This window comes from Pseudolactococcus insecticola, from assembly GCF_011170065.1.
In the GTDB taxonomy this organism is placed as follows: Bacteria; Bacillota; Bacilli; order Lactobacillales; family Streptococcaceae; genus Pseudolactococcus; species Pseudolactococcus insecticola.
Window position 1 is genome coordinate 25,491 of the sequence record NZ_BLLH01000009.1, and the last position, 26,911, is coordinate 52,401.

Sequence of the window (26,911 nt, forward strand, 5' to 3'; positions counted from 1 at the left end):
CGATAAAAAGCCGTTTTTTTGCTATAATAATAGCATGACAAAGATTTTGAAAATTACGAAATTAAAATATAAATATGATGAGGAAAGTGACGTTCATGCAGTTGATGACGTGTCTTTTGACGTGTCACGTGGCGAGTGGGTGTCAATTATCGGACGAAATGGCTCGGGTAAATCAACTACGGCACGTCTGATTGATGGACTCATGGCGGCAGAATCTGGACAGATTGAGATTGACGGCGAGTTACTGACTGAGGACAATGTCTGGACACTTCGTCAGAAGATTGGCATGGTTTTTCAAAATCCGGATAATCAATTTGTCGGCTCAACGGTGGAAGACGATGTCGCATTTGGCATGGAAAATCAAGGTGTCCCACGTGATGAAATGCTTTCACGAGTGGATGCTGCCCTGAGTCGTGTCGGTATGGCAGACTTTAAAACCAAGGAACCAGCTCGCTTATCGGGTGGTCAGAAGCAACGTGTCGCAATTGCGGGCATCGTGGCTCTGCGTCCTGACATCATTATCCTAGATGAAGCAACGTCCATGCTTGATCCGCAAGGGCGCACGGAAATCATCCGTGTGGTGCGTGAAATCAAGGAACAGTACGGTTTGACGGTGATTTCAATCACGCATGATCTGGACGAGGCAAGTTTTTCTGATAAGATTATTGTTATGAAAGATGGTAAAATCGAGCAGATTGCAACACCTGAAAAGCTGTTTTTGAACAATGATTTGATTGAAATCGGGCTTGACGTGCCATTTGCGTCAAATGTCGCAGCCGATTTACGGCGTTCAGGGCTTGATATACCTGAAAAATATCTGACAGAAAGTGAGCTGGCTGACTTTATATGGCAATCCATTTTGACAAAGTAACTTACACCTATCAGCCCAACACGCCTTTTGAGAGTCGGGCTTTGTTTGATATTGACATGCGGATTTCTGACGGGAGTTTCACGGCGCTTGTCGGACACACAGGTTCAGGCAAGTCAACGCTCTTGCAACATCTAAATGGGCTTTTATTACCAACCTCAGGTAGTGTGACGGTTGATGACATCACGATCAAACCTGACAGTAAGGCAAAAGCTGTCAAGCCAGTTCGTCAGAAGGTTGGCGTGGTTTTCCAGTTTCCTGAGACCCAGCTGTTTGATGAAACGGTGCTCAAAGACGTTTCTTTTGGGCCACAAAACTTTGGCGTGTCAAAATCGGTAGCTGAAGAGACGGCTCGTGAAAAGCTGCGACTAGTAGGCATTTCTGACGACCTGTTTGATCGCTCACCTTTTGAGTTATCAGGCGGTCAGATGCGGCGTGTTGCCATTGCGGGGATTCTTGCTATGAACCCCAGTGTTTTGGTGCTTGATGAGCCGACGGCGGGCCTTGATCCTAAGGCGCGCATTGATATGATGCAGCTTTTTGAGAGTATCCACGCAGCTGGTGTGACGACGATTTTGGTGACGCATCTGATGGACGATGTTGCGGACTATGCAGACACCATGTTTGTGCTTGAAAAAGGACGCATTGTTAAGTTCGGCAAGCCAAGTGAGCTTTTTCAGGACGTTGATTTTATGATGGCACATCAGCTTGGCGTGCCAAAGGCGACACAGTTTGCGCTTTTGCTTGCGGCGCGTGGCATGCAGTTTGAAAAAGATAACCTGCCGATTACACGCAAGGCGCTAATTGCAGCGATAACTGCGAGTCAGGAGGCGACGCATGGATAAATTGATTATCGGGCGCTACATTCCTGGCGAGTCGCTCATTCATCGCATGGATCCACGTAGCAAACTGCTCGCCATGTTCGCCTTTGTAGTCATCATTTTTCTAGCAAATGACGTGATTGGCTACGGGATTCTTGCAGTTTTTACATTTGTCGGAGTCGCACTTAGCCAGATCAAGCTGTCCTATTTCTTAAAAGGCCTGCGGCCAATGCTTGGTTTGATTCTATTTACCGTTATTTTTCAAATGCTCTTTACCACTGGTGGCGACGTGCTTTTCCAGGTGTGGATTTTGAAAATCACGACTTATTCTGTACAAAATGCCTTTTATATCTTCATGCGTTTTGTCCTGATTATCTTCATGTCAACCTTGCTGACGCTGACAACGCCACCACTCACGCTTGCTGACGGGATAGAAACAGGGCTTGCGCCGCTGAAAAAAATCAAGGTGCCTGTTCATGAAATCGGGCTCATGCTGTCGATTTCCCTGCGATTTATTCCCACGTTGATGGATGATACAACCATGATCATGAATGCACAAAAAGCGCGTGGCATGGACTTTGGTGAGGGAAATCTCGTCCAAAAAGTCAAGTCGGTGATTCCGATTTTGATTCCGCTATTTGTCTCGTCATTTAGACGGGCTGACGATCTTGCCATTGCCATGGAAAGCCGTGGTTATCAAGGTGGCGAGGGTCGCACCAAATATCGCGTGCTCAAATGGCACCTCATCGATACTGTTTTACTGGTTAGCCTAGCTGTCCTTGCGGCAGCACTGATTGCCTGGAATACGCTCAAATAAAAAAATTATAAGGAGACGCTTATGTCTAACAAAATGAACGCTCAAGAAATTATCCAATTTATCGCAAATGCTGAGAAAAAAACAGCTGTCAAAGTCACTTTTGAAGGGGAACTTGCAGGTGTTGTTCCTGCTGATGTGACCAAACTTGGTAACGTTTTATTTGGGGATTGGAAAGCCATTTCACCACTTCTTGCTAACCTGACTGAAAATAAAGACTACGTCGTTGAACAAGACGGCAGAAATTCAGCTGTCCCATTGCTTGACAAACGTGAGATCAATGCGCGAATTGAGCCTGGTGCCATCATCCGTGATCAAGTTGAGATTGGAGATAATGCTGTCATCATGATGGGGGCGGTCATCAATATCGGCGCTGAAATTGGTGCTGGGACTATGATTGATATGGGCGCTGTCCTTGGTGGCCGTGCGATTGTTGGCACAAACAGCCATATTGGTGCAGGTGCCGTCCTTGCGGGAGTTGTAGAGCCTGCAAGTGCTGAGCCAGTTCGTGTGGGTAACGACGTTCTTGTCGGTGCCAATGCCGTGATCATCGAAGGTGTTCAAGTCGGCAATGGGTCAGTTGTGGCAGCGGGTGCAATCGTGACGGCTGACGTCCCTGAAAATGTCGTTGTTGCAGGTGTTCCTGCTCGTATTATCAAGAAAATCGATGATAAAACTAAACAAAAAACAGCCCTTGAAGATGCCCTTCGCACACTCTAAGCTAAAAATAATAGCTGTGATTTGAGGTATTGGCGGGATTTCATTGTCCGCTAGTTTAGGATAAAATATGTTAGATTTAATCAAAATAAGAAGAGACTTACACCAGATTCCTGAAATTGGTCTTGCTGAGTTTGAGACGCACGATTATTTGCTGAGGATTTTGTCAGATCTGACAGCTGGTCATGATTTTGTGACGATAAAAACCTGGCAGACGGGGATTGTGGTCAAGATTTCTGGGACGGCGTCAGAGGAGACGATTGGCTGGCGGACGGATATTGACGGATTGCCCGTTGTCGAAGAGACTGGGCTTTCTTTTCAGTCCCGTCATCAAGGACGTATGCATGCTTGCGGCCATGACATACACATGACTGTTTCACTCGGCATTTTAGAAGAAATGCTGAAAAAACAGCCCAAAAATGACATGATCTTCCTTTTTCAGCCTGCTGAGGAAAATGAAGCTGGCGGCATGCTCATGTATGAGGCGGGAGAGCTTGATGGTGATTTCAGACCTGATGCTTTTTACGGTTTGCATGTGCGACCAGATCTAAAAGTTGGTCAGATTGCGACCAACACCCACACGCTTTTTGCGGGAACTTGCGAAGTTAAAGTTAACTTCAAAGGTACGGGAGGTCATGCGGCTTTTCCGCACCAGGCAAATGATGCGCTTGTTGCTGCTAGCTATTTCATCACGCAGGTTCAGACCATTGTCAGCCGCAATGTTGACCCGATTGAGGGCGCAGTTGTGACATTTGGTAGTATGCACGCGGGCACGACAAATAACGTGATCGCTGAGACTGCTCAGCTACACGGCACGATTCGCACGCTCACGCAGGACATGAACGCACTCACACAAAAGCGCATTCGCGCCATTGCTGAAGGTGTTGCGACAAGTTTTGGGCTGAGTGTTGACATCAAGCTCAAACAAGGCGGGTATCTGCCTGTTGAAAATAACCCAGAGCTTGCGCGTGAGTTGATGGCTTTCTTTGACAATGCGCCTGAGGTTGAGCTGATTGATATTGAGCCTGCCATGACGGGAGAGGATTTTGGCTATCTCTTGTCGAAAATCCCTGGTGTCATGTTTTGGCTAGGCATTGAAACGCCATATGCCCTGCACCATCCGAAAATGTCGCCAAACGAAGCCGCTATCGACTTCGGTGTCAAAAATATCGCCGCATTTTTGAAAATGAAGGCAAATTAAAAAACGCCTGATTTTTAAAATCAGGCGTTTTTTTGATTAAATGAGTGGATCATTTTGATGGTAGTTGGGATTAAGATCAGGGTTGAGCCAATCCAAGCTGCCGCATTTGCTGAGATAACTAAAGTATAGTTTAAAAGTAGCACACCGATAATCGCGACGATTGCCCTAAAAATCAACTCCATGAAGCCTGCAATTGTTGGAATTTTACCGTTGCCAAGGCCTTGAATGGTACTTCTTGTGACAAAAAGAATGGAGAGAATCCAGTAAAAGCCACCATTCATGAGATAGTATCTGGCAGATAGCGCGATAACCTGCGTTTGTTTAGGCGAGATAAAGAGCGTCGTAAAACCGTGATGGAAGATGTTCAAAATCACGCCGAAGCTGATGCCCCAAAACACAGCGATCAGAACGCTGCGGGTCAACCCTTGAGTGATCCGTTTAAACTGTTTGGCACCATAATTTTGCGCAGCAAAGGTACTCATGGCAAGACCGATAGAAATCATAGGCAACATGGCGAGCTGGTCGATTTTGCTGACAATGGCCTGCGTTGCAACGGCGTTGGTGCCAAGCGTGTTGAGCGCCACCTGCATGGTGATAGAGCCGATCGCAATGATGCTAGACTGGAATCCCATGGGAATCGCAAGTCTAGCGTGTTCTACAAACTCGTCCTTATCAAACCGTAGAACAGTCTTTGTGAAGTGTAATTCTGGGACGTGTTTATGAATGTGAGCTGTCAAGAAAATAACGGAGATGAGCTGGGCAAGCAGTGTCGCAAATCCTGCACCAGCAATGCCAGTATGTAGAAGTAAAATCGCAATATACTCAAAAGCGATGTTTGCGATACTTGAGATAATCAGCGCAATAACGGGCGTTTTTGAGTCGCCAATCGCCCGAAGAGCGCTTGATAGAAAATTGAAAAGATTGGCGAAAATCATGCCACCAAGCATGATTGACAAAAATGTCACGGCACCAGCCAAAATCTCATCAGGAGTCTGCATGAGTTGTAAGAGTTGCCGCACAAAAATCAGGCTGATCACACCTAAGAGCAAAGAAATGGCAACCGTAAATAAAATACCTGTCGCAAAAGATTTCCTGACACCAGTCGCATCCTTGCCACCAAATCGCTGAGCTGTGATAATGGCAAGACCAGCCGTCATGCCTTGTGCAAATCCGACGATTAGAAAGTTGATTGAACCAGTTGATCCGACACTTGCGAGGGCAAGTTTACCAAGCGTTTGCCCGACGATCAGTGTATCCATCGTATTGTATAAAATCTGAAAAAAATTACCAAAAAGAAGGGGTAGCGTGAATAGTAGTAGTCCCGTGGTAATATTTCCTTTTGTTAAATCTTTCATGAGTGGTCGTTCTCTTTCTAAAGCAAAAGTGATAGCGCTTACCTAGTTAGTTTATCAAATGATAATAGAATGTCAATGATTTAGTTATCATTTTAACAGACAGCAAAAAACGACTCTCGAAAGAATCGTTTTTCGTTTATCTGACGAAACTAAGATTATTTAGTAACGTTTACAGCTTGCAAACCGCGAGCGCCATCTTCAACGTCGTAGTTTACTGCTTGACCTTCTTCAAGAGTTTTGAATCCGTCTGTTTGGATAGCTGAGAAATGTACGAAAACGTCTTTTCCGTCTTGTCCAGTGATGAAACCGAAACCTTTTTCAGCGTTAAACCATTTAACTGTACCTTGTGCCATTTTGAATCTCCTTCGCCCGAGTGGGCATTTTAGTTTTTTGTGTAAATCTGTGAATGCTTTGAAAGGATGAAACAAAATGAACCAAACTTTTAAATCGTAAACAAACTACTCTTTTATGTTATCATAAAAGGTATGAAAAAGAAAGCAGAAATACGCGAAAAGATGAAAAAATGCTTAAAATCTTTTGATTTAGCGGAAAAATCCCGTCAGAGTGCGATTATCATCGATAAGTTAACGGCGTCAGAAGTCTATAAAACTGCTACTACAATCGCAATCTTCATGCCTATGTCATTTGAGTTTGATGAAACAAGCTTGATCACACGATTAACGTCGGACAAGACAAAACGATTTGTCATTCCAAAAACATTGCCCGCGCGGCAGATGATTTTTACAGATTTTCCATATGACGCGCGTGATCGTGTTCTGACGAGTTTTGGTGTGACTGAGTCACGTTCTAATGAGGCTGTTACGCCTGATCTGATCATCGTTCCTGGACTTGCTTGGACGCTTGATGGGAAACGTATTGGCTATGGTGGCGGGTACTATGATCGCTATCTGGCGCATTTTACGGGTCAGACGGCGAGTCTCGTCTATGATTTTCAACAGCTGGATGTGACGTCTAGCGCCATCGACTTTGAAGCCTACGACCTGCCTGTTCAGCAGATTTTTTCGGCAAAATAAGGTATAATATAGAGACATGATGACACTAGATAATTTCAAAAAAGATTTTGACCAGCACCGTGCGACGTATATCCTAGGCTTTTTGACACTAGGCGTTTGGCTGTCGCAGTTTTTTGCAAATGGTGCTGAGGCAACGGCGCCAATCAACCTTTATAGATTTGGTGCGCTTTTCGGACCGGATATTATCGAGCATCCGTCGCACCTTTGGCGGCTGGTCACGCCGATTTTTGTCCATATTGGTTGGGAACATTTCCTGTTGAATTTCTTCACGCTGATCTTTATTGGCCGTCAGATTGAAGAAATCTTTGGTAGCAGTCGTTTTTTTGCGGTTTACCTCTTATCGGGCATCTACGGTAATATCCTGACTTTCTTTATCAAGCCTGAGACATTGTCAGCCGGCGCATCAACAGCACTTTTTGGCATGTTTGGTGCGATGGCAATGCTGGGCTATCTGACGAAAAATCCATCATTTCAGGCTGTGGGTAAGCAGTTTGCCGTTTTGATCATCGTCAATCTCGCTATTAATCTTTTCCAAACTGGCGTTGGGATTGCGGGTCATATTGGTGGCGCTATTGGTGGTATCTTGCTTGCTGCACCATTTGCACCTAAGATATTGGCTAACAAAATAACACAGGCACAAAAAATGACTTTCCTTGCGATTTACATCATTTCAGCCGTTCTGATGATCATTTTTGCCTTCCAAGCAGGCTATTAAATCTTGTTAAATATCATAAAAGATTAGCTCAGCAGTCACTTATTCGTACAAGTGACTGCTTTTCTTGTTAATAAAATAACTTAAAAAAGTTTAAAGAAAACGCTTGCAAAGTTTTTAAGATTGTGTTAATATATTGGTATAGGGCAGTTGAAAACGGTTGCAAAACTGAAATAAACTGCCCAACGTATTTATTTTATTACGTCAAAATTCATTTTATGGGAAGGAGAAATAATGGACGACGCACAAATGGAAGTCATCATGCCTTTGATCATGTTTGGCGGCGAAGCAAAATCTTCAGCAATCGAGGCGATAAACGCAGCGAAAACAGGAGATTTTGAAAAAGCTGACGAACGTATCAAAGCAGCAAATGAAGCCATCGTAAACGCTCACCACGGTCAAACAGAACTATTGACTAAGGCAGCAAATGGGGAAGAAGTACCACTTTCTATCTACATGGTACATGCACAAGATCACCTGATGACAGGTATCGCCTTCGTTGATCTCGCAAAAGAGATCATCGAACTTTACAGAGTGATCAAAACGAACTAATCATCATTGTAACATCATCGAAAGAGGAGGTAAAGTATGAATGCTTTACAACAGTGGATGGAGAAAAATCTCGTCCCAGTAGCAGCCAAGATTGGCTCTCAAAAACATTTGGTCGCACTTCGTGACTCATTTGTAGGTATGCTTCCAGCCACTATGGTTGGGGCAATCGCAGCCTTGATTTCAGCCGTTGTAACGACTGTACCAAGTGCTGTACAACAATTGGTTCAAGGGCCGACAAAAGCCGCCGCTGCTGCCGCAGCAGGAAAAGCTTGGACACTCGCAAATACACCAGTATTTGAACAACTTAGTGCCATCTCAAGTCTCGTCAACCAAGGGACATTGACAATCATCGGTCTTATTTTCGCTTTTTCATGGGGATACAACCTCTCAAGAGCTTACCAAGTCAATGAACTCGCAGGTGGTATCGTTGGGGTTTCAGCGCTTGTAGCGGGATTGCCAAACATGCTTGGTCTTGCAACAGTAGGCATTAGCGACAAAGCCATGACAGCGATCAACAACAACATTGCAGGTCAAGGACTAGCAACATATAAACCGCTCTTTGCGGCTGCTCAACTCGATGCTGGTGCTTACTTTACAGTTATCATCATGGGAGCACTTGCAACTATTATCTATGCAAAACTGATGCTTGCTGACTTGACAATCAAAATGCCAGACCAAGTACCACCAGCAGTATCAAAAGCCTTTCTTGCTATCATTCCAACAATCGTAGCAGTTTACATTGTTGCAGCAATCTACTACATTGTTCAAAAGCTCTCAGGTCACGAGTTGATCTACCTGATTTCTAAATACATCGCTGAACCATTCCAAGCTTTGTCACAATCAATCGTAGCCGTTTTAATCGTTACATTCTTCGTATCACTCTTTTGGTTCTTTGGTATCCACGGGACAAACGTACTTGGTGCGGCACTTGATGGTATCTGGGGTCCACTTCAACTTAACAACATGGACGTCTACTCTAAACAAGGCCTCCAAGGTGTTAAAAATCTCGTTGCAAAAGGCGCAACTGATAAAGCGCACGCGATTGACGGTCAATTCGTCAACCTCTGGGTACGTGGTTCATGGGATGCTTACGCATGGTTTGGTGGTACAGCAGGTACCATCACGTTGATCATTGCCATTCTTTGGTTCTCTAAACGTGAAGATTACCGTACGGTCGCTAAATTGTCACTTGCACCAGGTATCTTTAACATCAACGAACCTATGATGTTTGGTATGCCACTCGTATTGAACTCAATGTTCTTTATCCCACTCTTGCTTGCACCGCTCGCATCAGTATCTGTGGCATATGCTGCAACAGCACTTCATCTGGTTTCACCGGTTGTGCTTTCGGTACCATGGGTAACACCACCATTTATCAATGCCTTCATGGCAACTGGTTTCGACTGGCGTTCAATCGTTGTGACTGCCGTAACATTTGTGATTTCATTTATCATCTGGTTCCCATTTGTTATCGCAGCAAACTCTATGGAAGATGCAGCTGAATAATAAGTTCAGTTTATTACTAGACTAGAATCTCGGGGATTTCCGAGTGCGCCAAAGTTCGCTTGGAAAAGTTGAACCTTGCGCCAAAAAGGACGGCGGAAGTCGTCTTTTTTGATTGAAAAATGTTAAAATAGAAGATGTATTACTTTAGAAAGAGGAATTATCATGATCGTAGTTAATATGGCAATGAAACAAGACGACGTTATCGCTTTGTTAGAAGAAAACGGCTATACATTTACCGAAAAAAAAGGCATCAAATTATTTTTTGAAGTCGAAGGAGATGCAGCTGAAAAAGCAAAAGCAGCAAAAGAATTGATCAAAGCACAACCATGGGGTGCAGCGCTCTTCTTTAACGCAGAAGCAGTCAAATAAACTGAGAAAGGAATTAGCAAGAAAAATAAAAAATTCTTGTTAACCACTTAATTATGCAAAAATGGGGTTGGGGCTTTGTGTCCCTAGGGTTGCTGATTTTTATCACAACGCTACAAAGTAAGGGTGCATTTGTCATCGTCAGTCTTTTGGTTATTATCCTAGGGATTGGCATGATTGTCGTAGGCGGTCGCAATGGCAAACTTGCAGATAAATCTGAAAAAGGAGACGACAATGGAACTCACTAAAACACTTGACGTGCCGCGCCAGTTCGTCTTTGAAAAAATTGTTGATTCGGGCCTTTATGACATTCAACAAAATACAGGTAAACGGCCAAAAATCTCATCGCTCAAGGGCTTTGAGTACAAAAAGAAATTTGGTTCTAAGCAAAATCAAGCCGGAAAAATTCGGATTGATGATGTGATTGAGCCGTCTGTCTATGCATTTACAACAACGACAGTCAGAAATACCTTTACAACGCGCTGGGAATTGCACAAAATTGACGATAAGACGACAGATGTTGTCATCTCGGAGACGATTGAGTCAAAAGGTTTTTTCCAAAATCTCAACGATAGTATGATGCAAATCGGCCTTGGGTGGATCAAAAAACGGCAAATGCGCGCCATTTTGGATGGCATCTTAAAGGCTTACAACGGTCAATAATCAATAAAAATAGCCAAGTGAAAGTCAGTTTTCTGATTTTTACTTAGGCATAGAATGAAAGGGTTTACACAATATGGAACACAAACAACTAGCAGATTTTCCAAGCGACTTCCTCTGGGGGAGCGCCTCAGCAGCCTATCAAATCGAAGGGGCTTACGCCGAAGACGGCAAAGGCCTGTCAGTCTGGGATAACTTTGTCCGCATTGACGGCAAGACTTTCAAAGGTACAAACGGAGACATCGCAGTTGATCACTATCATCGCTATAAAGAAGACGTACGCCTCATGGCTGAGATGGGCATGAAAGCCTATCGTTTTTCAATCGCTTGGACACGTATTTTTCCAAATGGCACGGGTGAAGTCAATGAAGCAGGGGTGAAATTTTATAGCGACTTGATCGATGAGTTGCTGGCAAATGGGATTGAACCGCTGGTTACAATCTATCACTGGGACTTGCCACAAGCGCTTCAAGATGCTTACGGTGGCTGGGAATCTCGTCAGATCATCCCTGATTTTGTCAACTACGCTGAAACTTTGTTCAAAGCTTACGGCGACCGTGTCAAATACTGGGTGTCATTGAACGAGCAAAATATCTTCACACACCAAGGCTGGCAAATTGCCACTCACCCGCCTGGCAAAAAAGATGACAAGCTCTTTTACCAAGTCAACCACCATGCAAACTTGGCAAATGCTGCGGTCATCAATAAATTCCACGAAATGAATATCGACGGTAAAATTGGCCCGTCATTTGCCTACACACCACAGTACGCAGTCAACTCTGATCCGATGAATGTCCTTGCGGCAGAAAACGCGGAAGAGCTTGGCGGACATTTCTGGATGGATGTGTATGTTTACGGGGAATATCCGATCGTTGCGCTGAACTATCTCAAAGAAAAAGGAATTGCGCCTGAGTTTGCACCAGGTGATGCTGAGTTGCTCAAGTCTGCAAAACCTGATTTTATGGGGCTAAACTTCTACCAAACCGCGACAAATGCCTGGAATCCAATCGACGGTGGTGTTGAAAATAAAGATAGCTACCAAATGAACACAACAGGTAAAAAAGGCACGTCTAAAGATTCAGGCGTTCCTGGTCTTCAAAAAACAGTCAAAAATCCATTTGTTGAAACGACGAACTGGGACTGGACGATTGACCCTGTCGGGCTTCGCATCGCACTCCGTCGGATTGCCTCACGCTACCGTGTACCTGTTCTGATTACTGAAAATGGTCTGGGTGAATATGACAAGTTAGAAGATGGCAAGATTCACGATGACTACCGGATTGACTTCCTTAAAAAACACGTTTTGGCCATCAAAGAAGCCATTTCTGACGGCGTTGATGTCTTGGGCTACACGACTTGGAGCTACACTGACTTACTAAGCTGGCTTAACGGCTACCAAAAACGTTACGGTTTTGTCTATGTTGATCAAGACGAAACGATGACAGGCACGCTCAAACGCATCCCGAAAGATTCCTATTATTGGTACAAAGACGTCATTGCGTCCAATGGTGGCGATTTGGATTTGCTGAAATAAAACTGCTCAGAATACTCCGACTTGGTTGGGGTATTTTTTACTTGACAATTTTAGTCTACAAGTGTAGACTAAAATTATGGAAGAACAAACAAAAACAATTTCACCTAGTGAGTGGGAGATCATGCGGCTGGCTTGGACGCTTGGTGAGCTGACAAGTACACAGGCACGAGTGTTAATGGCGAAAAAACGTGGCTGGCAACCGACAACGGTTAAGACGCTGCTAGCAAGATTGGTCAAAAAAGGCTATCTGGCAGTCTCGGGTGAAGTCCGCAGCCATGTCTACCGACCTTTGATTTCTGAGGATTCGGCTATGGCATTTGTGGCAGAGACCGCCTTTTCAGGGATGTGTGCGATGAAAGTGGGGCAGACTTTAGGCAATTTACTTGTAGCGACACCTCTGACGAAGACGGATATTTCACGATTACAGGAAATATTGACAAAAAAAATGGTGACAGCACCCGAACACATCGCCTGCAACTGTCTGCCAGATGGCTCCAGCTGCGAAAAGGAAATGACGGGAGAATCAAGATGACAAAAGAAAATCACGAATACCATGATATGAATATGGGCAATGTGCAGACGCCTCACAACCATATGAATCATGATGGGCATATGGCTCACGAAAATCATATTCACAATCACATGGCTATGTCTGATATGTCAGGCATGACACACGACCATATGCACATGCATGGAGAAGGCATGGCAGGGATGGATATGTCTGATCTGAAACGGCGTTTTTGGCTGAGCTTGATTTTGAGTGTGCCTTTGATCCTGATTACGCCACTAATGGGGATGGCCTTGCCATTTACTTTGACTTTTACAGGGTCAAACTGGGTGACGCTAATCCTTGCTTTGCTGATTTTTATGATTGGTGCGCAACCATTTTTGGTGGGGGCGAAAACTGAATTACAGGCTAAAAAGCCTGCTATGATGGCGCTTGTTGCCATGGGTCTGAGTGTTTCACTGGGCTATAGCCTCTATGCTTTTGTGGCAAACCTGCTAGGGCACACGCACGTCATGGACTTTTTCTTTGAGTTTGCGACGCTTACGGTGATCATGCTTTTGGGGCACTGGTTAGAAATGTCGACCACTATGTCAGCAGGTGATGCCACGGCAAAACTGCGTGAGCTCATGCCTGAAACGATTCATCATTTGATGGCTGATAATCACGTGCATGATATGCCAATTGCGCGTCTAGCGGCTGGCATGCAAGTGCGCGTGCTTGCGGGTGAAAAAATCCCAGGCGACGGGAAGATTGTCACAGGACAAACGCAGATCAACGAAGCGCTTGTGACGGGTGAAAGTCGCCTGGTTGACAAGTCTGTTGGCTCTGACGTGATTGGAGGCACGGTCAATGGCGAAGGGACGATTGATCTGATGATTACGGGAGCCGGTCAGACGTCCTATTTAGGTCAGCTACAGCAAACGCTCAATCACACGCAGGATGAAAAAAGTGCGGCCGAAACCTTGGCAGATCGTGTGGCATCATGGCTTTTTTATATTGCACTTGCAGCGGCTGTGATTGCGCTCCTTGTCTGGACGCCACAACGTGGTCTGAGTTTTGCGATTAGTATGAGCGTGACGGTGCTTGTCATTGCCTGTCCGCATGCTTTGGGGCTTGCTGTACCGCTTGTTGTTGCACGTACCAAGTCCATTTCTGCGGCAAATGGTGTTCTGATCAAAAATCGTAAGGTATTGCCAGCAGCTAAAAATATTCGCTATGCCCTCATGGATAAGACGGGGACGCTGACCACTGGTGAGTTTGCAGTCAAAAAAATCTGGCTTCTGACGACGGATTTGGCATCTGATGACGAGGTGCTTGACCTTGCAGCAGCTCTGGACAGTCAGTCTACACACCCGCTTGCCCGCTCGATTGTCAAGAAAGCAAAACACGCTAAAATGGCTGATCATGTAAAAAATATCGCAGGCTATGGCGTGACGGGTCAGATTGATAAAATCAGCTATTCTCTCGTGTCTGCTCGTTATTTGAGTGAAAATGGTCTAAATCTTGAAGCGAAAAGTGCGTCTGATCTTGATGAAATTGCTGCAAGTGAGGAAACAATCTCCTATCTGGTTTCTGACGGTCGTGTGCTTGCCGCCATTGCCCAAGGGGACGTGATCAAGCCGTCAGCGCAGAGTTTTATCAGCGACTTGCGGGCGCAAGGCATCGTGCCAGTCATGGTAACGGGAGATAGCCTAGCGACTGCAAAAAAAGTCGCACAGGTGCTAGGCCTTGAAGCCGGGTCGATCCACGCACAAGTCAACCCACAGGAAAAACTTGCACTCATCGCAAGTTACCAAGAAAAAGGCAAGGTGCTGATGATTGGTGACGGGATAAATGATGCACCAGCGCTTGCTAAAGCAGATATCTCGTTTGCTATCGGTGCAGGTACGCAAGTTGCGCAAGCCTCAGCAGACGCTGTTCTTGCGGGTAATGAATTGACAGGTATCGTAGCCTTTTTAGGTCTTGCAAAACGTGCTGCTAAAAAAGAAGTGCAAAATCTCTGGTGGGGTGCAGGCTATAATTTGCTTGCGATTCCTTTAGCAGCAGGAATCTTGGCGCCAATCGGCTTGATTTTAGATCCGATGGTCGGAGCAGTTCTGATGAGCTTATCAACAGTCATCGTCGCAGTCAATGCGCTCAGCCTTAGAAAATAAAATAAAAACAGTTCTTGCGATTCAATTTTCGTCAGAACTGTTTTGTTATGGTAAAATTAAGCTAGATTATTTATCATGGGAAAATACCTTGATTTAGGAATAAGTTGGCAGTGCTTGACATAGCTGCGTTTTAGATGGAGAGTTGTGATGACAGCGATTTTATTAGCTCATTTTTTTGATTTCCAAACCCTGTTGCCAAATCTGATGGCGACACATGGTTTTCTGGTGTATTTGCTGCTTTTTGGCATCATTTTTGCTGAAACGGGTCTAGTCGTGACGCCATTTTTACCAGGCGATTCGATTTTATTTCTGGCGGGATCGCTTGCGGCCTTGTCTGGCGGTTTACATCTTTGGTTGTTGCTGCCGACGTTAATGCTTGCAGCGCTCTTGGGAGATTTCACTAACTTTGAAATCGGGAAACGATTTGGACACTACCTTGCGGCGTCGGATAAGTTTAAGAAGCTTATCAAGCCTAGTTATCTAGAAAAATCTGAAACATTTTTTGAAAAGCACGGCGATTTTGCGATTGTCATTGGCCGATTTACGCCCATTATTCGGACGATTATCCCCTTTACAGCAGGGATTGGTAAGATGCCTTATGTCAAGTTTGCAAGATTTAACATTTTAGGTGGCGTGATTTGGATCTTGGTTGCAGTATTAAGCGGTTTTGCCTTTGGTAATATTCCTTTTGTGACGGCACATTTTGAGATTATCATGATTGCAATCGTCCTGATTTCTCTGATTCCAGCAGGCATTGCCTGGCTAAAAAGCAAGAAAGATGTTGCAGAAAAGGCATAAAAATTTGAAAGTATAAAAAAGGTTCTCGTGACTCACATCACGGGAACCTTTTCTAATCTCTAAAATCAATCGGCGTCCTTTGTATTGTTTGCGGCAATGACAAATGGTGTCCAGATGACGATAGAAGCTGCAAATGACACGAGGGTCACGATTGGTGCACGCCAGTCGGCACCTGTTGCAAGAAAGCTATATAGGAACGGTGGTACAACCCAAGGGATTGACTGTGATACCGGGTTGACAAGGCCTGAAACCGTTGCAATATAGCCGATGATAACTGATGCCACGGGCGCAATGATAAATGGAATGACAAAGACTGGGTTAAGTACAATTGGCATCCCAAACATAACGGGTTCGTTGATGTTAAAGACAGATGGCCCGATGCCGAGTTTTGCAACTGTCCGGTAGTCATCACGTTTACTTAACAGTAAAATCATGATTAGGAGGACGATTGTCCCGCCAGAACCACCAAACCAGGCAAATGAGTCAAATGACCCGCGTACCCAGTAATAAGCATCTCCGTGACCTGCTTTGATTGCGGCGACAACGGCATCAGCACCGTGTTTACCGTTATAACCATGTTGGAAGACGTTGATGTTTTTAAGTTGACCTTGCCCCCAAACACCTTCGAGGACTGGCGCAAGGACGTTTGAGCCGTGAAGACCGAAGAACCAGAAAACAGAAACAAGTAGCGTGATCAAGATGACCCAGCCGATGCCCTGTGTGGCGCTCATAAATGGATCGGCAATCGTCGTTTGAATCCACGTAATCAAAACAGGCGTTTTAGGTGATAAAAGGCTAAAGATATAGTAGATAATAGCTGAAGTATAAAGTGAAATAGCAGCAGGAATAATGGCCGTGAAGGCTGATGATACTGCAGGTGGTACAGAGTCAGGGAGTTTGATCGTGATATTAGCAAGTGTCAGTTTTGAATAAAGAATGACTGTGATGGCGCCCATGATCATGATTGTAAAGTAAGCATTGGCATCAAGATAGCCAAGCTTGATGAATCCCCAAACATTTGTGGAAAGCTTACCGTCGGCGTACGAAATACCGCTTGCGGCTTTGTTAATAGCGTCTGCTGCTTTTGCGGTCAATTTGACGCTGACGGGCGTCGTTGTTGCTGAAAAGCCAACACCTTGAATCAAGGTTGCAAGTGCGACGATGCCACCTGCGAGCTGATTGACATTGTAGGCTTTTGCGAGATTATAGCCCCATGAAAAGGCAAAGACGAGACCAACGACAGCCAAGGTACCATTCCACATGAAACCGTTGACAGCGATGATCTGCTTGATGACGGGAATCGTTGTCCCATCATATCCTTTGAAAAATTGCGGTGGTAAATCACGAATAATCGCGTTAATCATAACAGCGATAGAGCCCGCCATAGTAGCAGGAAGTGTGCCAATAAAGGCATCACGCAGGGCAACAAGGTGTTTTTGAGCGCCGATTTTACCGGCAATCGGGACGAAATATTTCTCCATCCAAGCATTGATAGCGTTCATAAGAGACTCCTTTTTGATGGGATTGCGATAAAGTCAGGCGTTTACTTTTCTTTGATGACTTTATAGAGAGCGATGATTTCCTTTGCCAAGTCGACAAAGGCGATACCTGTCATGAGGTGGTCTTGCGCATGCACCATATAGATGGAAAGCGGGACGTCTTCGCCGTTTGCGGCCTTGGTCAGCAGTTCAGTTTGACCATGGTGGGCGTTGACAATGGCGTCGCTTGCGGCCTTGATGCGTGCGTCAGCTAAGTCGAAATCACCAGCTTTTGCAGCGCTAATTGCTTCAATAGCTGAAGACTTTGCTTCACCACCATACATGATCAAAGGCATAATGACTGTCATTTGTTCGTCGTTCATAGGGGTTGTTCCTTTCTATCGGCTGAATTGTCTAAATATTCAAACCTTGTTAATGTCAGTTTATCTCACATCGGGAGGTTTGTCAAGTGGTAAATACCAATTTTCTGAAAATAATTTGATTTTATTTCAGAAACTAGTGTGGTTCTGGTCAAGAAGTGCAAAAAAGTGAGGGCATTTCCCTCACTTTGCTATTGATTTTTTTGACTGGTTATTTTAAAAGCCTGATTTTTATATAATCATACACTGCCATTAGGACAATCACTAAGCTAACTCCCATACCGAATGCTGCGCTAGATTTTACTGCATTAGCAGTTTCTCCCGTCCAGGTCAGGAGTGCATTTTGCGTCAATACTAAAGAAGTCAAAGCGTCAGAAAAGGCCATTTGCTTAAGCAATGTTAAAGCATGATTATTATAGCGATTCACTCTGGAAAGTGAGGTGATGGCAATGCCTAATTTGATGAAGGTAAATAGTGGCACAAAAAAGATAACTGACCCACTGTAGACGTCCGGTTTACCATAGTAAAAGTCATAGATGCTAACAAAAAAATAGGCAACGCCTAAGCCAAACAAGAAATACACTGAAGTAAAAGATGGCATGTTATGCTGCATAGTCCGCAAGGCCACATAGTGCCTTAAACCAGAAATGCGACTCAAAATGAAGGCGATTTGATAAATACCCGTCACCATCATCAAATGAATATCATGATAATGACCAAATATAATCTGGAAAAACACCATACCAATGTTTACCAAAAGACCTAGAAGGGCGTAAAACGCCATTCTGTCTTCTTTTAAACTAAAATGACGCTGAATAAATTTTTTCATGTCTGTATACTTTCGCTTATGTCGGCTGAAATATCTGACTGATTAAACCGTTTTATTGCTAGTTTAGCGAGTGTCTGTCGTTTTGTCAAGTGGTAAATACCAATTTTTGAAAACACTTTGAATTTATTTCAGAAAACATCTTGACGTCTGTCAGAAAATATGACATAATAAACAAGGACATATCAAGAATTTTCTGAAAATTACTTGATGATAGATAAGGATTCTATCTATAAAATGTAAAAAAGTGAGGGAAAAAGATGAAATCATATTTGCAAAGAATGGGACGTAGTCTCATGTTACCGGTCGCGGTGCTGCCAGTCGCTGCGATTTTCATGGGGATTGGCTACTGGATTGATCCGTCAGGTTGGGGAAGTGGCAACGTTGTATCCGCCTTTCTGATCAAGGCTGGGTCGTCAATCATTGACAACATGGCGCTCCTTTTTGCAGTCGGTCTTGGACTTGGTATGTCAAAAGACAAGGACGGTTCTGCCGCCCTGAGTGGTCTTGTGGCCTTTCTAGTTGTCACGACACTTCTTGCGCCTGATAGCGTTGCTATGTTTTTGGGCGAAAAAGTGACAGCGGTTGATCCGGCATTCACGAAAATCAAGACGCAAGCCATCGGAATTATCTGTGGGCTAATCGCAGCAACATGTTACAATCGTTTTTCAAATGTCAAGTTGCCAACAGCCTTGTCTTTCTTTTCAGGAAAACGCTTGGCACCAATCATGACTGCATTTTTCTCAATGATTGCAGCAGGGATCTTATTCTTTGTTTGGCCAGCTGTTTACAATGCACTTGTCGCATTTGGTAAAGTCATTGTCGATATGGGACCAGTCGGTGCGGGTATCTACGGATTTTTGAACAGGATTTTGATCGTGACAGGTCTGCACCATGCGCTGAACTCAGTGTTCTGGTTTGACGTTGCTGGGATCAATGACATCGGGAATTTCTGGGCATCAAAAGGCGTTAAGGGCGTAACGGGCATGTATCAGGCTGGATTCTTCCCAGTGATGATGTTTGGCTTGCCTGCTGGGGCGTTTGCTATGTATAAAAATGCTCGTCCTGAGCACAAAAAAACGACGGCATCTTTGATGTTAGCCGCTGGATTTGCCTCATTTTTCACGGGTGTGACTGAACCGCTTGAGTTTGCCTTCATGTTTGCTGCTTTTCCGCTCTATGTGATTCACTCTGTTCTGACGGGCTTGTCGCTCTTTATCGCAGCGTTCTTTCACTGGACGGCTGGCTTCGCCTTTTCTGCGGGTCTTGTCGACTACCTGCTGAGCTTGCGGATTCCGATTGCTAACTATCCGCTCATGCTCCTGGTTCAAGGTGTTGTCTTTGCGTTTATTTATTACTTCGTGTTTGATTTTGCCATTAAAAAATTCAACTTGATGACGCCAGGTCGTGAGATTGGTTCTGATGAAACGGATGAGGATCTGGACGATGCGGACAGCAGTTTTGACGATAAGTTTGCAGCACTTGCAAGTAAACTCCTAGTCGGACTTGGTGGTTCTGAAAACTTAGCGACGATTGATAACTGTACGACGCGTCTGCGTTTGACGGTCAATGATACTCAGAAAGTCGACGTCGATAAAATCAAAAAAACGGGTGTGCCAGGTGTCCGTGTCCTTGATGACACGAATGTGCAGATTATCGTAGGTACCGAAGTCCAGTTTGTCGCAGATGAACTGACAAAACGTCACACAGGTCAAGCAGTATCAACAAGTAAAACAACAACGTCAGCATCACCAGTAACGCTACAAAGCGTCAGCATCTCTGACGAGAAAGAGCTCGCCTTTTCAGCCGTTGCAACAGGTGAAATTGAGCCATTGTCTGCAGTCAATGATGGCGTATTTTCAGAAAAAATGATGGGTGATGGCTTTGCGATTATCCCTTCTGACGACACGGTGACGTCACCAATTGACGGACAGGTTACAACGATTTTTCCGACGAAACATGCGTTTGGTCTCTTGTCTGACAATGGTGTTGAAGTGCTTGTACATATCGGTCTTGATACAGTTGAGCTTGCAGGTGCACCGTTTGACGTCAAAGTCATAGAAGGTAGCCAAGTCAAAGCTGGTCAAACACTTGCACTTGTTGATTTTGCAGCGGTCAAATCTGCTGGCAAAAAAACAGACATCATCGTCGTTATCACAAACTCTGACACCATTTCACACTTTGACTTTAGCAAAACAAGTGGTCAAGTCGCATCAGGTGATGCGCTCGGATCGATTACTAAAAAATAGTTGACAGAAATTTTAAAATGTGAGATGATAAATGTGGTTAGAGGACGGTTTCACAATCAAGTAAAACGTTTTCAAAAACCAGCACAATCTGCTATAATAAAAGTATAGAAGTAGTGCAAGCATATCACAAAAAAGAAGACGAGGTGATGCCAATGAATCCTGAGGATATTTTGGACAAAATCAAAGATGTCGTTCCGGACGATATTGAAAAAAAGATTAAAGACGTCGCACCTGATGCGATTAACAAAATCAAAGACGTTGTACCTGATGACATCGAAAAGAAAGTAACCGATGCACTTGGTAAATTTGGCTTATAAAAAAGCGAAAACACGTTAAAAAAAGAAGATGATGAGATGATGAAAAACACATTTTATCATCTTTTTTGATACAATAATTTTATGACTACTCTATTGATTGTTGCTGTGCTTATATTTGGTGTGATTGCGTCAAATATCGTGGCACAGTTCATCCCCAAAATACCGAAAGCTTTTATTTTGATTCTCGTTGGGATCGGGCTTTCTTTCATTGATAATTTTAATAATTTTGAGCTGGAGCCTGAGTTCTTCATGCTGATGATCATTGCGCCGCTCATGTTTATCGACGGTCAAAAGCAGTCCTTTTCTAAAATCAGGAAGCATTTTAGTGGAATCGTGCTGTTATCTGTGACCCTTGCAGTCGTGACGGCGGTTGCGGTCGGTTTTCTCACCAATGCCATCGAAGCGCTCTGGACTTTTCCTATTGCGCTTGCACTTGCGTCAATCGTGACGCCGACGGATGCTGTCGCAGTCAAGTCCATGACGCAAAATACTGAGATGCCAGAAAAAGTCTCGCAGGCTTTGGAACTTGAGAGTTTGTTTAACGACGCGACGGGCCTAGTTTTGCTGGATCTCGCACTATCCATGTTTGCAAAAGGCAGTTTTTCGGCCATTCAGGGCATCGAGCATTTCTTGTTTGTTGCAGTTGGCGGGATTGCAGTTGGTGTTATTGCGGGACTTGTCATCGTGTCGATCCGCGTCAATGTCAACTTGCGTGCCTTTGATGCGGAAAAAATTATTTTACCGATCAGCTTGGTGACGCCATTTGTCGTCTATATTTTGGCTGAACAGGTGCACGTATCGGGGATTCTCGCAGTTGTCGCAACAGGAATCGTACATAACTGGGAGCAACAGCGTTTGCGATTGACTGCGACAAATGTCCAGCTGACCTCGCGCGCGGTCTGGTCGATTTTCTCAGATATGCTAAACGATATCGTTTTTCTGATTTTGGGCTTATCCTTGATTTCCGTCTTTCGTGAGATTCAAAAAGCCGGCTTGGCAACGTTTTTAGGCTTGGTGCTCGTCAGTATCATCATCTATTTTTTCATGTTTGTTGTGCGGTTTGTCTGGGCGGCAATGGCGAATAACGATGCGGTTGCGTTTTTCTTTGGCAAACGGACAGATCCGCAGCACCGTTTTTATGCGAGGACCTTTGCTATATCTGGGGTACATGGGGCGGTCACGCTCGCCATGGCATTTTCACTGCCAGAAACAATCAATGGCCACGAGTTCCCGTTTCGAGAAGAAGTGATTATCATCGCAACGCTTGTGATTTTTCTGAGTTTGATTGTCTCAAGTATTGTCTTACCAAGGATGTTGCCTGAGAAGAAGACAGATTACAGTGAAGCTGAAATCGCAAATGTCAGAAATGAGATGGTTGACTTCGCAACGGTTCAGGTCAGAAATACAATAGATGATCGAAATGTCAGAGAAGAGTTGACCGAGCAGCTCTTGTCTCAAAAAGGATTGCCAGTCGACCGAGACAGCACCATGGCCGACTATAAACTGCTCATGCTTGATACGAAAAAGCAACTATATGACTTTGTGCAGTCGCCTGAGATTGCGGCGCAGTATAGCAGTGATGCGATAGCGATTTTTGAAAAAATGATTGACAGGATTTCAGCAGATGGTAAAAACGGGCCAAATCAAGACTTGCGACGTGTGATTTCACGCTATTATCGCACGCTCAATCGTCGTATTAAGCTGACAAGGTCCAAGTATGGCTCGCATAAAAAGACCTATCAAAGACGTGTGGCGCAGGCGAAAAAATCACCAAAATTAGCGAAAATCCGTGCGACACATGCTGAAGTGCTGAACTTGATTGACGCTGTATCAAATCACACAGATGACTATCTGGACGGTGTGCTGGTTGCGCATCTGAAAGATAAAAATGGCAGCAATGAGCACATCAATCTGGTCAGACGTATGATGAATGGCTATCTGCAACGGGCGAAACGAAATTATAGTCCCAACCATGTGCAGGTGGATAGTGAGTTTTACATCCAAGCTTTTCAGTATGAGTATAACTTTGTCCAGCGTGAGCTTGCAAACCATCGTATCCAGCCAAGTGTGGCGCATGAGCTATATAGCGAGATTAATCAAGCGCAGATGTTACAACTACAACAACTAGAAGAGTTTGAAGTTGACGAGTAAACGCCGTGTCTTACGATGAAACGTCAGCAGGAATCCAGATAGAAAAGACGGCAATCGCCTGTCTTTTCTGATATAATAAAGCTATGACCACTCATGAAAACGTGCTGAAAATTTTACATCTCAACGATTTGCACTCACACTTTGAAAATTATCCTAAGATCAAGCGTTTTTTTACGGATCACGCTGACGGTTTTTCGGATGTCTTGCGCTTTGACCTTGGTGACAATGTTGATCGGTCGCATCCCTTGTCAGAAGCCACGCTTGGAAGAGCAAACGTTTCATTGATGAATGACCTTGCGCTTACGGCTGCAACCATTGGCAACAATGAAGGTTTGGGACTGCAAAAACACATGCTCGATCAGCTTTATGACGAGGCAAACTTTGATGTTGTGCTTGCAAATCTCAAGGACGCGACGGGCGCTGAGCCAGTGCAACCAGCCTGGGCGATTGAGAAAAAGCAAGTGATAACAAGTTTTGGTATGACGATTGATATTTTCGGTCTGACGGCGCGTTATCCACTTGCCTATCCGCATATGGGCTGGGATATTTTGGATCCTGAGTCAGTGCTTGCGGCGCAGTTATCTGCGTCTGAGGCTGACTTCACGATTTTGCTGAGTCATCTTGGCTGGCGATTTGATGAGGCGGCTGCTGCGCGTTTTGATAATCTAGACTTGATTTTAGGCGCGCATACCCACCATGTTTATGAGTACGGCAAGTACATCAATGGCACGATTCTTGCAGCTGCAGGGCGTTATGGTGAGCATGTTGGTGAGGTAACGCTTGTTTTTGATGATGCGTTTCAGGTCGTTCAGTCAGATGTTTTGGCTGAGAATACGCGCAATCTGGCTATAAAACCAGGCGACAAAAGCTTTGCAAAAAGCCTTGTGGCACAAGGGCACGCCCTGTTACGACAAAATAAGATTACAACACTTGCAACAGGGATTTCAAACGATTTTCCAGACCACTTGGCAACGCAGTTTGTGGCTGATATTTTCAGCGATTTTTATGCGGTGCCTGCGGTGATTATGAATAGCGGGATGATTGTCCGAGATCTGCCGCGAGATTTGACTATGGATGATTTGCACGAGATTTTGCCGCATAGTATTCGTCTAGTCAAGTTCACGGTGACAGGGCTTGAACTGCGGAAAATCATGCTTGAGATTTATGATGTCGGCAGTTACTTGCGCACGCAACGTGTGATTGGTATGGGCTTTCGGGGCAAGGTGTTTGGGGACATTGTGACACGTGGTGTTGCCGTCCGTGATGGTCAGATTTATTATCAAGATCATCTTATTTCTGACGAAAAAAGTTATCAGATATTGGTACCTGATCAATATTATTTTGCCTCATATTTTCCAATATTAAAAAGCTCAGGGACAGCAGAAATCCAATTTCCAAGATTCATGCGTGAAATTGTCGCTGAATCGCTAAAAGCAGAAAAATAGAAAGAACAGATATGGCAAAAGTAATTCCAGAAGAAGAAAAAAATTATAATAAATTTCCAGGTGAGCGCGTGATTGTTATGGATGACGTTGTAACGATTGGTGACAAAGTTTTTCATCTCGTCTACAACCACAACGAGGGGTTTGACAAGGAAAAATTAGCGCAGCGCTATGCTGATATTTTTGCAAAATATGACTATCTGGTTGGCGACTGGGGACACGAACAACTGCGCCTCAAAGGATTTTTTTCCACATCGCGCAAGAAAATGGCGGATGACTTAAAAATCACGCATTTGGAAGATTACATCAAAGAATACATGAACTTTGGCGCGGCATTTTTTGTGCTCAAACGCATGAGAAGTAAGGACATCAAGCGTGAAGAAGCCTTTTTGGACGAAAAGATCTATGAAGTGAAGACGCCGTCAGAGCCTAAAAAACGTCGTCAGAATAACAGAAAACCATTTGTACAGAAAGAAAAGTCAGTCAAAGTCCACGAGCCAATCGCAGCTATCAAGAGTGACACGCACAAGGAATCACATCAGAAAAATGCCAGCAAGCGACCAGCTTTCACGGTTAGAACGCGGAATAAATAGCGCAAACAGTGGGGAGGTAGCAAATGCAAATGCAAGGACGACCATCGCCCGAGGCGTTAAAACGAGAGCTTAAGACGCTTAGCGTGACGCCAAACGAGATGATTCGGTTTATTGCAGCTCCTGTTTTGAAACGACGGGGGTTGCTGGTTTTTAATCTAGCGATTTTGATTTTTTTGGCATTTTTGAACTTCATGGTGCCACAGTTTACAAAAACGATCATTGACACAGCGATTGCAGATAAAAATCTGACGGAGTTGTGGCAACAGGTGATTTTGATGCTTGCGACAACGGCGCTAATCGGAGTTGTCGGTTTTGCGTCAGCCTATATGATGCAAAAACTCTCGCAAGAAGCCATTACAGAAGTCCGCCTTGATACATACAATAAACTGCTCAAGCAAGACTATGCCTACTTTCAAGAGACGAAAACAGGTGATCTCATGGTCAGGCTGACCAGCGACATCGGCAATCTTCAAGCTCTGATTTCATCAGATACGTTTGAAATTGTGTCAAGTATCGTCACGTTTTTTGGTGTACTAGGTTTTCTGTTTTGGGAAAATTGGCAGCTGGCACTCATGGTAACGCTGACGTTTCCGATTTTGTTTGTCAATATTCGTTTTTTCCGTGGTCGCATGCGCCAGGCTTTTTCTGACGTCAGAGCAAATTCTTCAAAAATCTCCAATCAGCTCCAGTCCACGTTGACAGAAATTGAGCTGATCAAAAATTATACGACAGAAGATTTTGAAACAGACAAGTTTGACCGCATCGTCAGTCAGGGCAATCGCTATCAGCTGATTGCGACCAAGTGGCAGGCGATTTTTTCACCGATCATTACCTTTATCAATACGGGTGCGACGGCGATCGTCCTGTGGTTCGGCGGCTATCTGGTCATCAAAAATCAGATGACAGTTGGTGATTTGGTCGCCTATCTCAGCTATCTGGTCATGCTGCAAGACCCAGTGCGCCGCATTTCACGTCTGATCAACATGTTTCAAACGGCACTTGTCAGCTATGACCGGGTCGAGCAGGTCATGCGTTCTCGGGAAATGATTGCTGAAAACAAAGCAGCGGTACCATTTCCAGCAAGACTAAGCGATAAAATCGCAATCAAAAATCTGACTTTTTATTATCAAGACAGCAAGCTCCCAGCGCTTGACGACATCTCCATGGACGTACTTGCAGGGCAAACGACGGCACTTGTCGGGCGCAGTGGCAGTGGTAAGTCAACGCTGATCAAGCTTCTGACGCGCATGTATGATGTGAGTGGTGGAGATATTTGCTATGACGGCACGTCGATAAAGGATTTGCAGCTCAAGAGTTTGCGGCAAAATATCGCAGTCGTCAGCCAAGACGTTGCAATTGTTGACGGCACGATTGCTGACAACATCCGCTACGGTAGTTTTTCCGCGACAAACGCACAAGTCGAGCGTGCCATGCAAATGGCAAATATCGCAGACTTTATTCATACATTGCCAGACGGCCTTGAAACGCAGGTCGGCGAGCGTGGTGTTAAGCTATCTGGCGGTCAAAAGCAACGTCTGTCCATTGCCCGAGCTATTTTAAAAGATGCGCCAATTATCATCTTGGATGAAGCAACAGCAGCGCTTGACAATGAGTCAGAACGTCTGATACAGCGAGCGCTTGATAATCTCATGGTCGGACGCACCTCGATTGTGATTGCGCATAGGCTGTCAACTGTTTATAAAGCTGAAAAAATCATTGTCATCAATGCTGGGAAAATTGCAGAAACAGGCACACACGATGATCTGCTTGCACACAACGGCATCTACAAGACGCTCTACGATATGCAGTTTGACTAACTAGTTTTCAAAAATTTCAAATCTGACCACAGTTGGTCGGATTTTTTTGCACTAAAATT

The 26,911-nt window shown here is 44.5% G+C and carries 27 protein-coding genes; 22 read left to right on the plus strand and 5 right to left on the minus strand.

Going from position 1 to position 26,911, the window contains the following annotated elements; translation table 11 throughout:
* Positions 1 to 34: 34 nt before the first annotated feature.
* From Hs20B_RS07685 to Hs20B_RS07705, 5 genes are all read left to right on the plus strand, one after another.
* Positions 35 to 871, plus strand: coding sequence for an energy-coupling factor ABC transporter ATP-binding protein (locus Hs20B_RS07685; protein WP_172357240.1), 837 nt, complete (start codon positions 35 to 37; stop codon positions 869 to 871).
* Positions 847 to 1,713, plus strand: a complete 867-nt coding sequence (locus Hs20B_RS07690) for an energy-coupling factor transporter ATPase (protein WP_172357242.1) — start codon at positions 847 to 849, stop codon at positions 1,711 to 1,713. The genes Hs20B_RS07685 and Hs20B_RS07690 overlap by 25 nt, the downstream gene beginning before the upstream one ends.
* Positions 1,706 to 2,506 (plus strand): energy-coupling factor transporter transmembrane component T family protein, encoded by an 801-nt coding sequence (locus Hs20B_RS07695; RefSeq protein WP_172357244.1) that lies wholly within the window; start codon positions 1,706 to 1,708, stop codon positions 2,504 to 2,506. The genes Hs20B_RS07690 and Hs20B_RS07695 overlap by 8 nt, the downstream gene beginning before the upstream one ends.
* A 33-nt stretch (positions 2,507 to 2,539) precedes the next feature.
* Positions 2,540 to 3,223, plus strand: a complete 684-nt coding sequence (gene dapD / locus Hs20B_RS07700) for a 2,3,4,5-tetrahydropyridine-2,6-dicarboxylate N-acetyltransferase (protein ID WP_228407529.1) — start codon at positions 2,540 to 2,542, stop codon at positions 3,221 to 3,223.
* A gap of 67 nt (positions 3,224 to 3,290) precedes the next feature.
* Entirely contained in the window at positions 3,291 to 4,421 is a 1,131-nt protein-coding gene (locus Hs20B_RS07705; RefSeq protein ID WP_172357248.1) for an N-acetyldiaminopimelate deacetylase, read from the plus strand.
* Between the two features lie 20 nt (positions 4,422 to 4,441).
* Here Hs20B_RS07705 and Hs20B_RS07710 read toward each other — a convergent pair whose 3' ends face one another.
* Both Hs20B_RS07710 and Hs20B_RS07715 read right to left on the minus strand, forming a co-directional pair.
* Positions 4,442 to 5,776: an MATE family efflux transporter gene (locus Hs20B_RS07710; protein ID WP_172357250.1), complete on the minus strand. Its 1,335-nt coding sequence runs from the start codon at positions 5,774 to 5,776 to the stop codon at positions 4,442 to 4,444.
* Positions 5,777 to 5,931: 155 nt separating this feature from the next.
* A complete protein-coding gene (locus Hs20B_RS07715; RefSeq protein WP_003138831.1) occupies positions 5,932 to 6,129 on the minus strand; it encodes a cold-shock protein in 198 nt (65 codons plus the stop codon).
* A 132-nt stretch (positions 6,130 to 6,261) separates the two neighbouring features.
* On the opposite strand from Hs20B_RS07715, the gene Hs20B_RS07720 reads away from it, so the two are divergent.
* The 11 genes from Hs20B_RS07720 to Hs20B_RS07770 all read left to right on the plus strand — a co-directional run bounded on the left by Hs20B_RS07720 (position 6,262) and on the right by Hs20B_RS07770 (position 15,599).
* Positions 6,262 to 6,810 carry a 5-formyltetrahydrofolate cyclo-ligase gene (locus tag Hs20B_RS07720; protein WP_172357252.1) on the plus strand — a complete coding sequence of 183 codons (549 nt, stop codon included), beginning with the start codon at positions 6,262 to 6,264 and terminating at the stop codon, positions 6,808 to 6,810.
* A gap of 16 nt (positions 6,811 to 6,826) precedes the next feature.
* On the plus strand, positions 6,827 to 7,525 hold the full coding sequence (locus Hs20B_RS07725) for a rhomboid family intramembrane serine protease (RefSeq protein WP_228407527.1): 699 nt from the start codon (positions 6,827 to 6,829) through the stop codon (positions 7,523 to 7,525).
* Positions 7,526 to 7,756: 231 nt separating this feature from the next.
* Positions 7,757 to 8,074 carry a PTS sugar transporter subunit IIA gene (locus Hs20B_RS07730; RefSeq protein ID WP_172357254.1) on the plus strand — a complete coding sequence of 106 codons (318 nt, stop codon included), beginning with the start codon at positions 7,757 to 7,759 and terminating at the stop codon, positions 8,072 to 8,074.
* A 36-nt stretch (positions 8,075 to 8,110) separates the two neighbouring features.
* Positions 8,111 to 9,580, plus strand: a complete 1,470-nt coding sequence (locus tag Hs20B_RS07735; protein WP_172357256.1) for a PTS sugar transporter subunit IIC — start codon at positions 8,111 to 8,113, stop codon at positions 9,578 to 9,580.
* 162 nt (positions 9,581 to 9,742) lie between these two features.
* Positions 9,743 to 9,949, plus strand: coding sequence for a hypothetical protein (locus Hs20B_RS07740; RefSeq protein ID WP_172357258.1), 207 nt, complete (start codon positions 9,743 to 9,745; stop codon positions 9,947 to 9,949).
* A gap of 53 nt (positions 9,950 to 10,002) precedes the next feature.
* Positions 10,003 to 10,194: a hypothetical protein gene (locus tag Hs20B_RS07745; protein ID WP_172357260.1), complete on the plus strand. Its 192-nt coding sequence runs from the start codon at positions 10,003 to 10,005 to the stop codon at positions 10,192 to 10,194.
* Positions 10,181 to 10,609, plus strand: coding sequence for a DUF3284 domain-containing protein (locus tag Hs20B_RS07750; protein WP_172357262.1), 429 nt, complete (start codon positions 10,181 to 10,183; stop codon positions 10,607 to 10,609). Before Hs20B_RS07745 ends, Hs20B_RS07750 begins: the two co-directional genes overlap by 14 nt.
* Before the next feature lie 73 nt (positions 10,610 to 10,682).
* Positions 10,683 to 12,140 carry a glycoside hydrolase family 1 protein gene (locus tag Hs20B_RS07755; RefSeq protein WP_172357264.1) on the plus strand — a complete coding sequence of 486 codons (1,458 nt, stop codon included), beginning with the start codon at positions 10,683 to 10,685 and terminating at the stop codon, positions 12,138 to 12,140.
* 76 nt (positions 12,141 to 12,216) lie between these two features.
* The gene (locus Hs20B_RS07760) at positions 12,217 to 12,672 is read left to right on the plus strand and encodes a CopY/TcrY family copper transport repressor (protein WP_172357266.1); all 456 of its coding nucleotides are present in this window, start codon (positions 12,217 to 12,219) and stop codon (positions 12,670 to 12,672) included.
* Positions 12,669 to 14,801, plus strand: coding sequence for a copper-translocating P-type ATPase (locus tag Hs20B_RS07765; RefSeq protein WP_228407528.1), 2,133 nt, complete (start codon positions 12,669 to 12,671; stop codon positions 14,799 to 14,801). The genes Hs20B_RS07760 and Hs20B_RS07765 overlap by 4 nt, the downstream gene beginning before the upstream one ends.
* Positions 14,802 to 14,948: 147 nt before the next feature.
* Positions 14,949 to 15,599, plus strand: a complete 651-nt coding sequence (locus Hs20B_RS07770) for a VTT domain-containing protein (RefSeq protein WP_172357268.1) — start codon at positions 14,949 to 14,951, stop codon at positions 15,597 to 15,599.
* A gap of 65 nt (positions 15,600 to 15,664) precedes the next feature.
* Here the strand turns inward: Hs20B_RS07770 and Hs20B_RS07775 are convergent, their stop codons facing one another.
* From Hs20B_RS07775 to Hs20B_RS07785, 3 genes are all read right to left on the minus strand, one after another.
* Positions 15,665 to 17,101, minus strand: a complete 1,437-nt coding sequence (locus Hs20B_RS07775) for a PTS sugar transporter subunit IIC (protein ID WP_172357270.1) — start codon at positions 17,099 to 17,101, stop codon at positions 15,665 to 15,667.
* 41 nt (positions 17,102 to 17,142) lie between these two features.
* The gene (locus Hs20B_RS07780) at positions 17,143 to 17,460 is read right to left on the minus strand and encodes a PTS lactose/cellobiose transporter subunit IIA (protein ID WP_172357272.1); all 318 of its coding nucleotides are present in this window, start codon (positions 17,458 to 17,460) and stop codon (positions 17,143 to 17,145) included.
* Between the two features lie 208 nt (positions 17,461 to 17,668).
* Entirely contained in the window at positions 17,669 to 18,286 is a 618-nt protein-coding gene (locus Hs20B_RS07785) for a hypothetical protein (RefSeq protein WP_172357274.1), read from the minus strand.
* Between the two features lie 257 nt (positions 18,287 to 18,543).
* Between Hs20B_RS07785 and nagE the strand changes: the two genes are divergently transcribed.
* The 6 genes from nagE to Hs20B_RS07815 all read left to right on the plus strand — a co-directional run bounded on the left by nagE (position 18,544) and on the right by Hs20B_RS07815 (position 26,852).
* A complete protein-coding gene (gene nagE, locus Hs20B_RS07790) occupies positions 18,544 to 20,532 on the plus strand; it encodes an N-acetylglucosamine-specific PTS transporter subunit IIBC (RefSeq protein WP_172357276.1) in 1,989 nt (662 codons plus the stop codon).
* A 113-nt stretch (positions 20,533 to 20,645) separates the two neighbouring features.
* The gene (locus Hs20B_RS07795) at positions 20,646 to 20,849 is read left to right on the plus strand and encodes a hypothetical protein (RefSeq protein WP_172357278.1); all 204 of its coding nucleotides are present in this window, start codon (positions 20,646 to 20,648) and stop codon (positions 20,847 to 20,849) included.
* A gap of 81 nt (positions 20,850 to 20,930) precedes the next feature.
* The gene (locus tag Hs20B_RS07800; RefSeq protein WP_172357280.1) at positions 20,931 to 23,000 is read left to right on the plus strand and encodes a cation:proton antiporter; all 2,070 of its coding nucleotides are present in this window, start codon (positions 20,931 to 20,933) and stop codon (positions 22,998 to 23,000) included.
* 83 nt (positions 23,001 to 23,083) lie between these two features.
* Positions 23,084 to 24,445, plus strand: a complete 1,362-nt coding sequence (locus tag Hs20B_RS07805) for a bifunctional metallophosphatase/5'-nucleotidase (protein WP_172357282.1) — start codon at positions 23,084 to 23,086, stop codon at positions 24,443 to 24,445.
* Between the two features lie 11 nt (positions 24,446 to 24,456).
* Positions 24,457 to 25,035: a YutD family protein gene (locus Hs20B_RS07810; RefSeq protein WP_172357284.1), complete on the plus strand. Its 579-nt coding sequence runs from the start codon at positions 24,457 to 24,459 to the stop codon at positions 25,033 to 25,035.
* Between the two features lie 23 nt (positions 25,036 to 25,058).
* On the plus strand, positions 25,059 to 26,852 hold the full coding sequence (locus tag Hs20B_RS07815) for an ABC transporter ATP-binding protein (protein ID WP_172357286.1): 1,794 nt from the start codon (positions 25,059 to 25,061) through the stop codon (positions 26,850 to 26,852).
* Positions 26,853 to 26,911: the final 59 nt, after the last annotated feature.

Bases quoted from the DNA above. Each gene is read 5' to 3' on its own strand.
- Hs20B_RS07750 (WP_172357262.1), top strand. From the start codon at position 10,181: ATGGAACTCACTAAAACACTTGACGTGCCGCGCCAGTTCGTCTTTGAA.
- Hs20B_RS07705 (WP_172357248.1), top strand. From the start codon at position 3,291: ATGTTAGATTTAATCAAAATAAGAAGAGACTTACACCAGATTCCTGAA.
- Hs20B_RS07780 (WP_172357272.1), bottom strand. From the start codon at position 17,460: ATGAACGACGAACAAATGACAGTCATTATGCCTTTGATCATGTATGGT.
- Hs20B_RS07785 (WP_172357274.1), bottom strand. From the start codon at position 18,286: ATGAAAAAATTTATTCAGCGTCATTTTAGTTTAAAAGAAGACAGAATG.
- Hs20B_RS07730 (WP_172357254.1), top strand. From the start codon at position 7,757: ATGGACGACGCACAAATGGAAGTCATCATGCCTTTGATCATGTTTGGC.
- Hs20B_RS07745 (WP_172357260.1), top strand. From the start codon at position 10,003: ATGCAAAAATGGGGTTGGGGCTTTGTGTCCCTAGGGTTGCTGATTTTT.
- Hs20B_RS07740 (WP_172357258.1), top strand. From the start codon at position 9,743: ATGATCGTAGTTAATATGGCAATGAAACAAGACGACGTTATCGCTTTG.
- Hs20B_RS07805 (WP_172357282.1), top strand. From the start codon at position 23,084: ATGACCACTCATGAAAACGTGCTGAAAATTTTACATCTCAACGATTTG.
- Hs20B_RS07710 (WP_172357250.1), bottom strand. From the start codon at position 5,776: ATGAAAGATTTAACAAAAGGAAATATTACCACGGGACTACTACTATTC.
- Hs20B_RS07725 (WP_228407527.1), top strand. From the start codon at position 6,827: ATGATGACACTAGATAATTTCAAAAAAGATTTTGACCAGCACCGTGCG.
- Hs20B_RS07685 (WP_172357240.1), top strand. From the start codon at position 35: ATGACAAAGATTTTGAAAATTACGAAATTAAAATATAAATATGATGAG.
- Hs20B_RS07735 (WP_172357256.1), top strand. From the start codon at position 8,111: ATGAATGCTTTACAACAGTGGATGGAGAAAAATCTCGTCCCAGTAGCA.
- Hs20B_RS07690 (WP_172357242.1), top strand. From the start codon at position 847: ATGGCAATCCATTTTGACAAAGTAACTTACACCTATCAGCCCAACACG.
- Hs20B_RS07755 (WP_172357264.1), top strand. From the start codon at position 10,683: ATGGAACACAAACAACTAGCAGATTTTCCAAGCGACTTCCTCTGGGGG.
- Hs20B_RS07775 (WP_172357270.1), bottom strand. From the start codon at position 17,101: ATGAACGCTATCAATGCTTGGATGGAGAAATATTTCGTCCCGATTGCC.
- Hs20B_RS07815 (WP_172357286.1), top strand. From the start codon at position 25,059: ATGCAAATGCAAGGACGACCATCGCCCGAGGCGTTAAAACGAGAGCTT.
- Hs20B_RS07770 (WP_172357268.1), top strand. From the start codon at position 14,949: ATGACAGCGATTTTATTAGCTCATTTTTTTGATTTCCAAACCCTGTTG.
- nagE (WP_172357276.1), top strand. From the start codon at position 18,544: ATGAAATCATATTTGCAAAGAATGGGACGTAGTCTCATGTTACCGGTC.
- Hs20B_RS07720 (WP_172357252.1), top strand. From the start codon at position 6,262: ATGAAAAAGAAAGCAGAAATACGCGAAAAGATGAAAAAATGCTTAAAA.
- Hs20B_RS07800 (WP_172357280.1), top strand. From the start codon at position 20,931: ATGACTACTCTATTGATTGTTGCTGTGCTTATATTTGGTGTGATTGCG.
- Hs20B_RS07695 (WP_172357244.1), top strand. From the start codon at position 1,706: ATGGATAAATTGATTATCGGGCGCTACATTCCTGGCGAGTCGCTCATT.
- dapD (WP_228407529.1), top strand. From the start codon at position 2,540: ATGAACGCTCAAGAAATTATCCAATTTATCGCAAATGCTGAGAAAAAA.
- Hs20B_RS07715 (WP_003138831.1), bottom strand. From the start codon at position 6,129: ATGGCACAAGGTACAGTTAAATGGTTTAACGCTGAAAAAGGTTTCGGT.
- Hs20B_RS07760 (WP_172357266.1), top strand. From the start codon at position 12,217: ATGGAAGAACAAACAAAAACAATTTCACCTAGTGAGTGGGAGATCATG.
- Hs20B_RS07765 (WP_228407528.1), top strand. From the start codon at position 12,669: ATGACAAAAGAAAATCACGAATACCATGATATGAATATGGGCAATGTG.
- Hs20B_RS07810 (WP_172357284.1), top strand. From the start codon at position 24,457: ATGGCAAAAGTAATTCCAGAAGAAGAAAAAAATTATAATAAATTTCCA.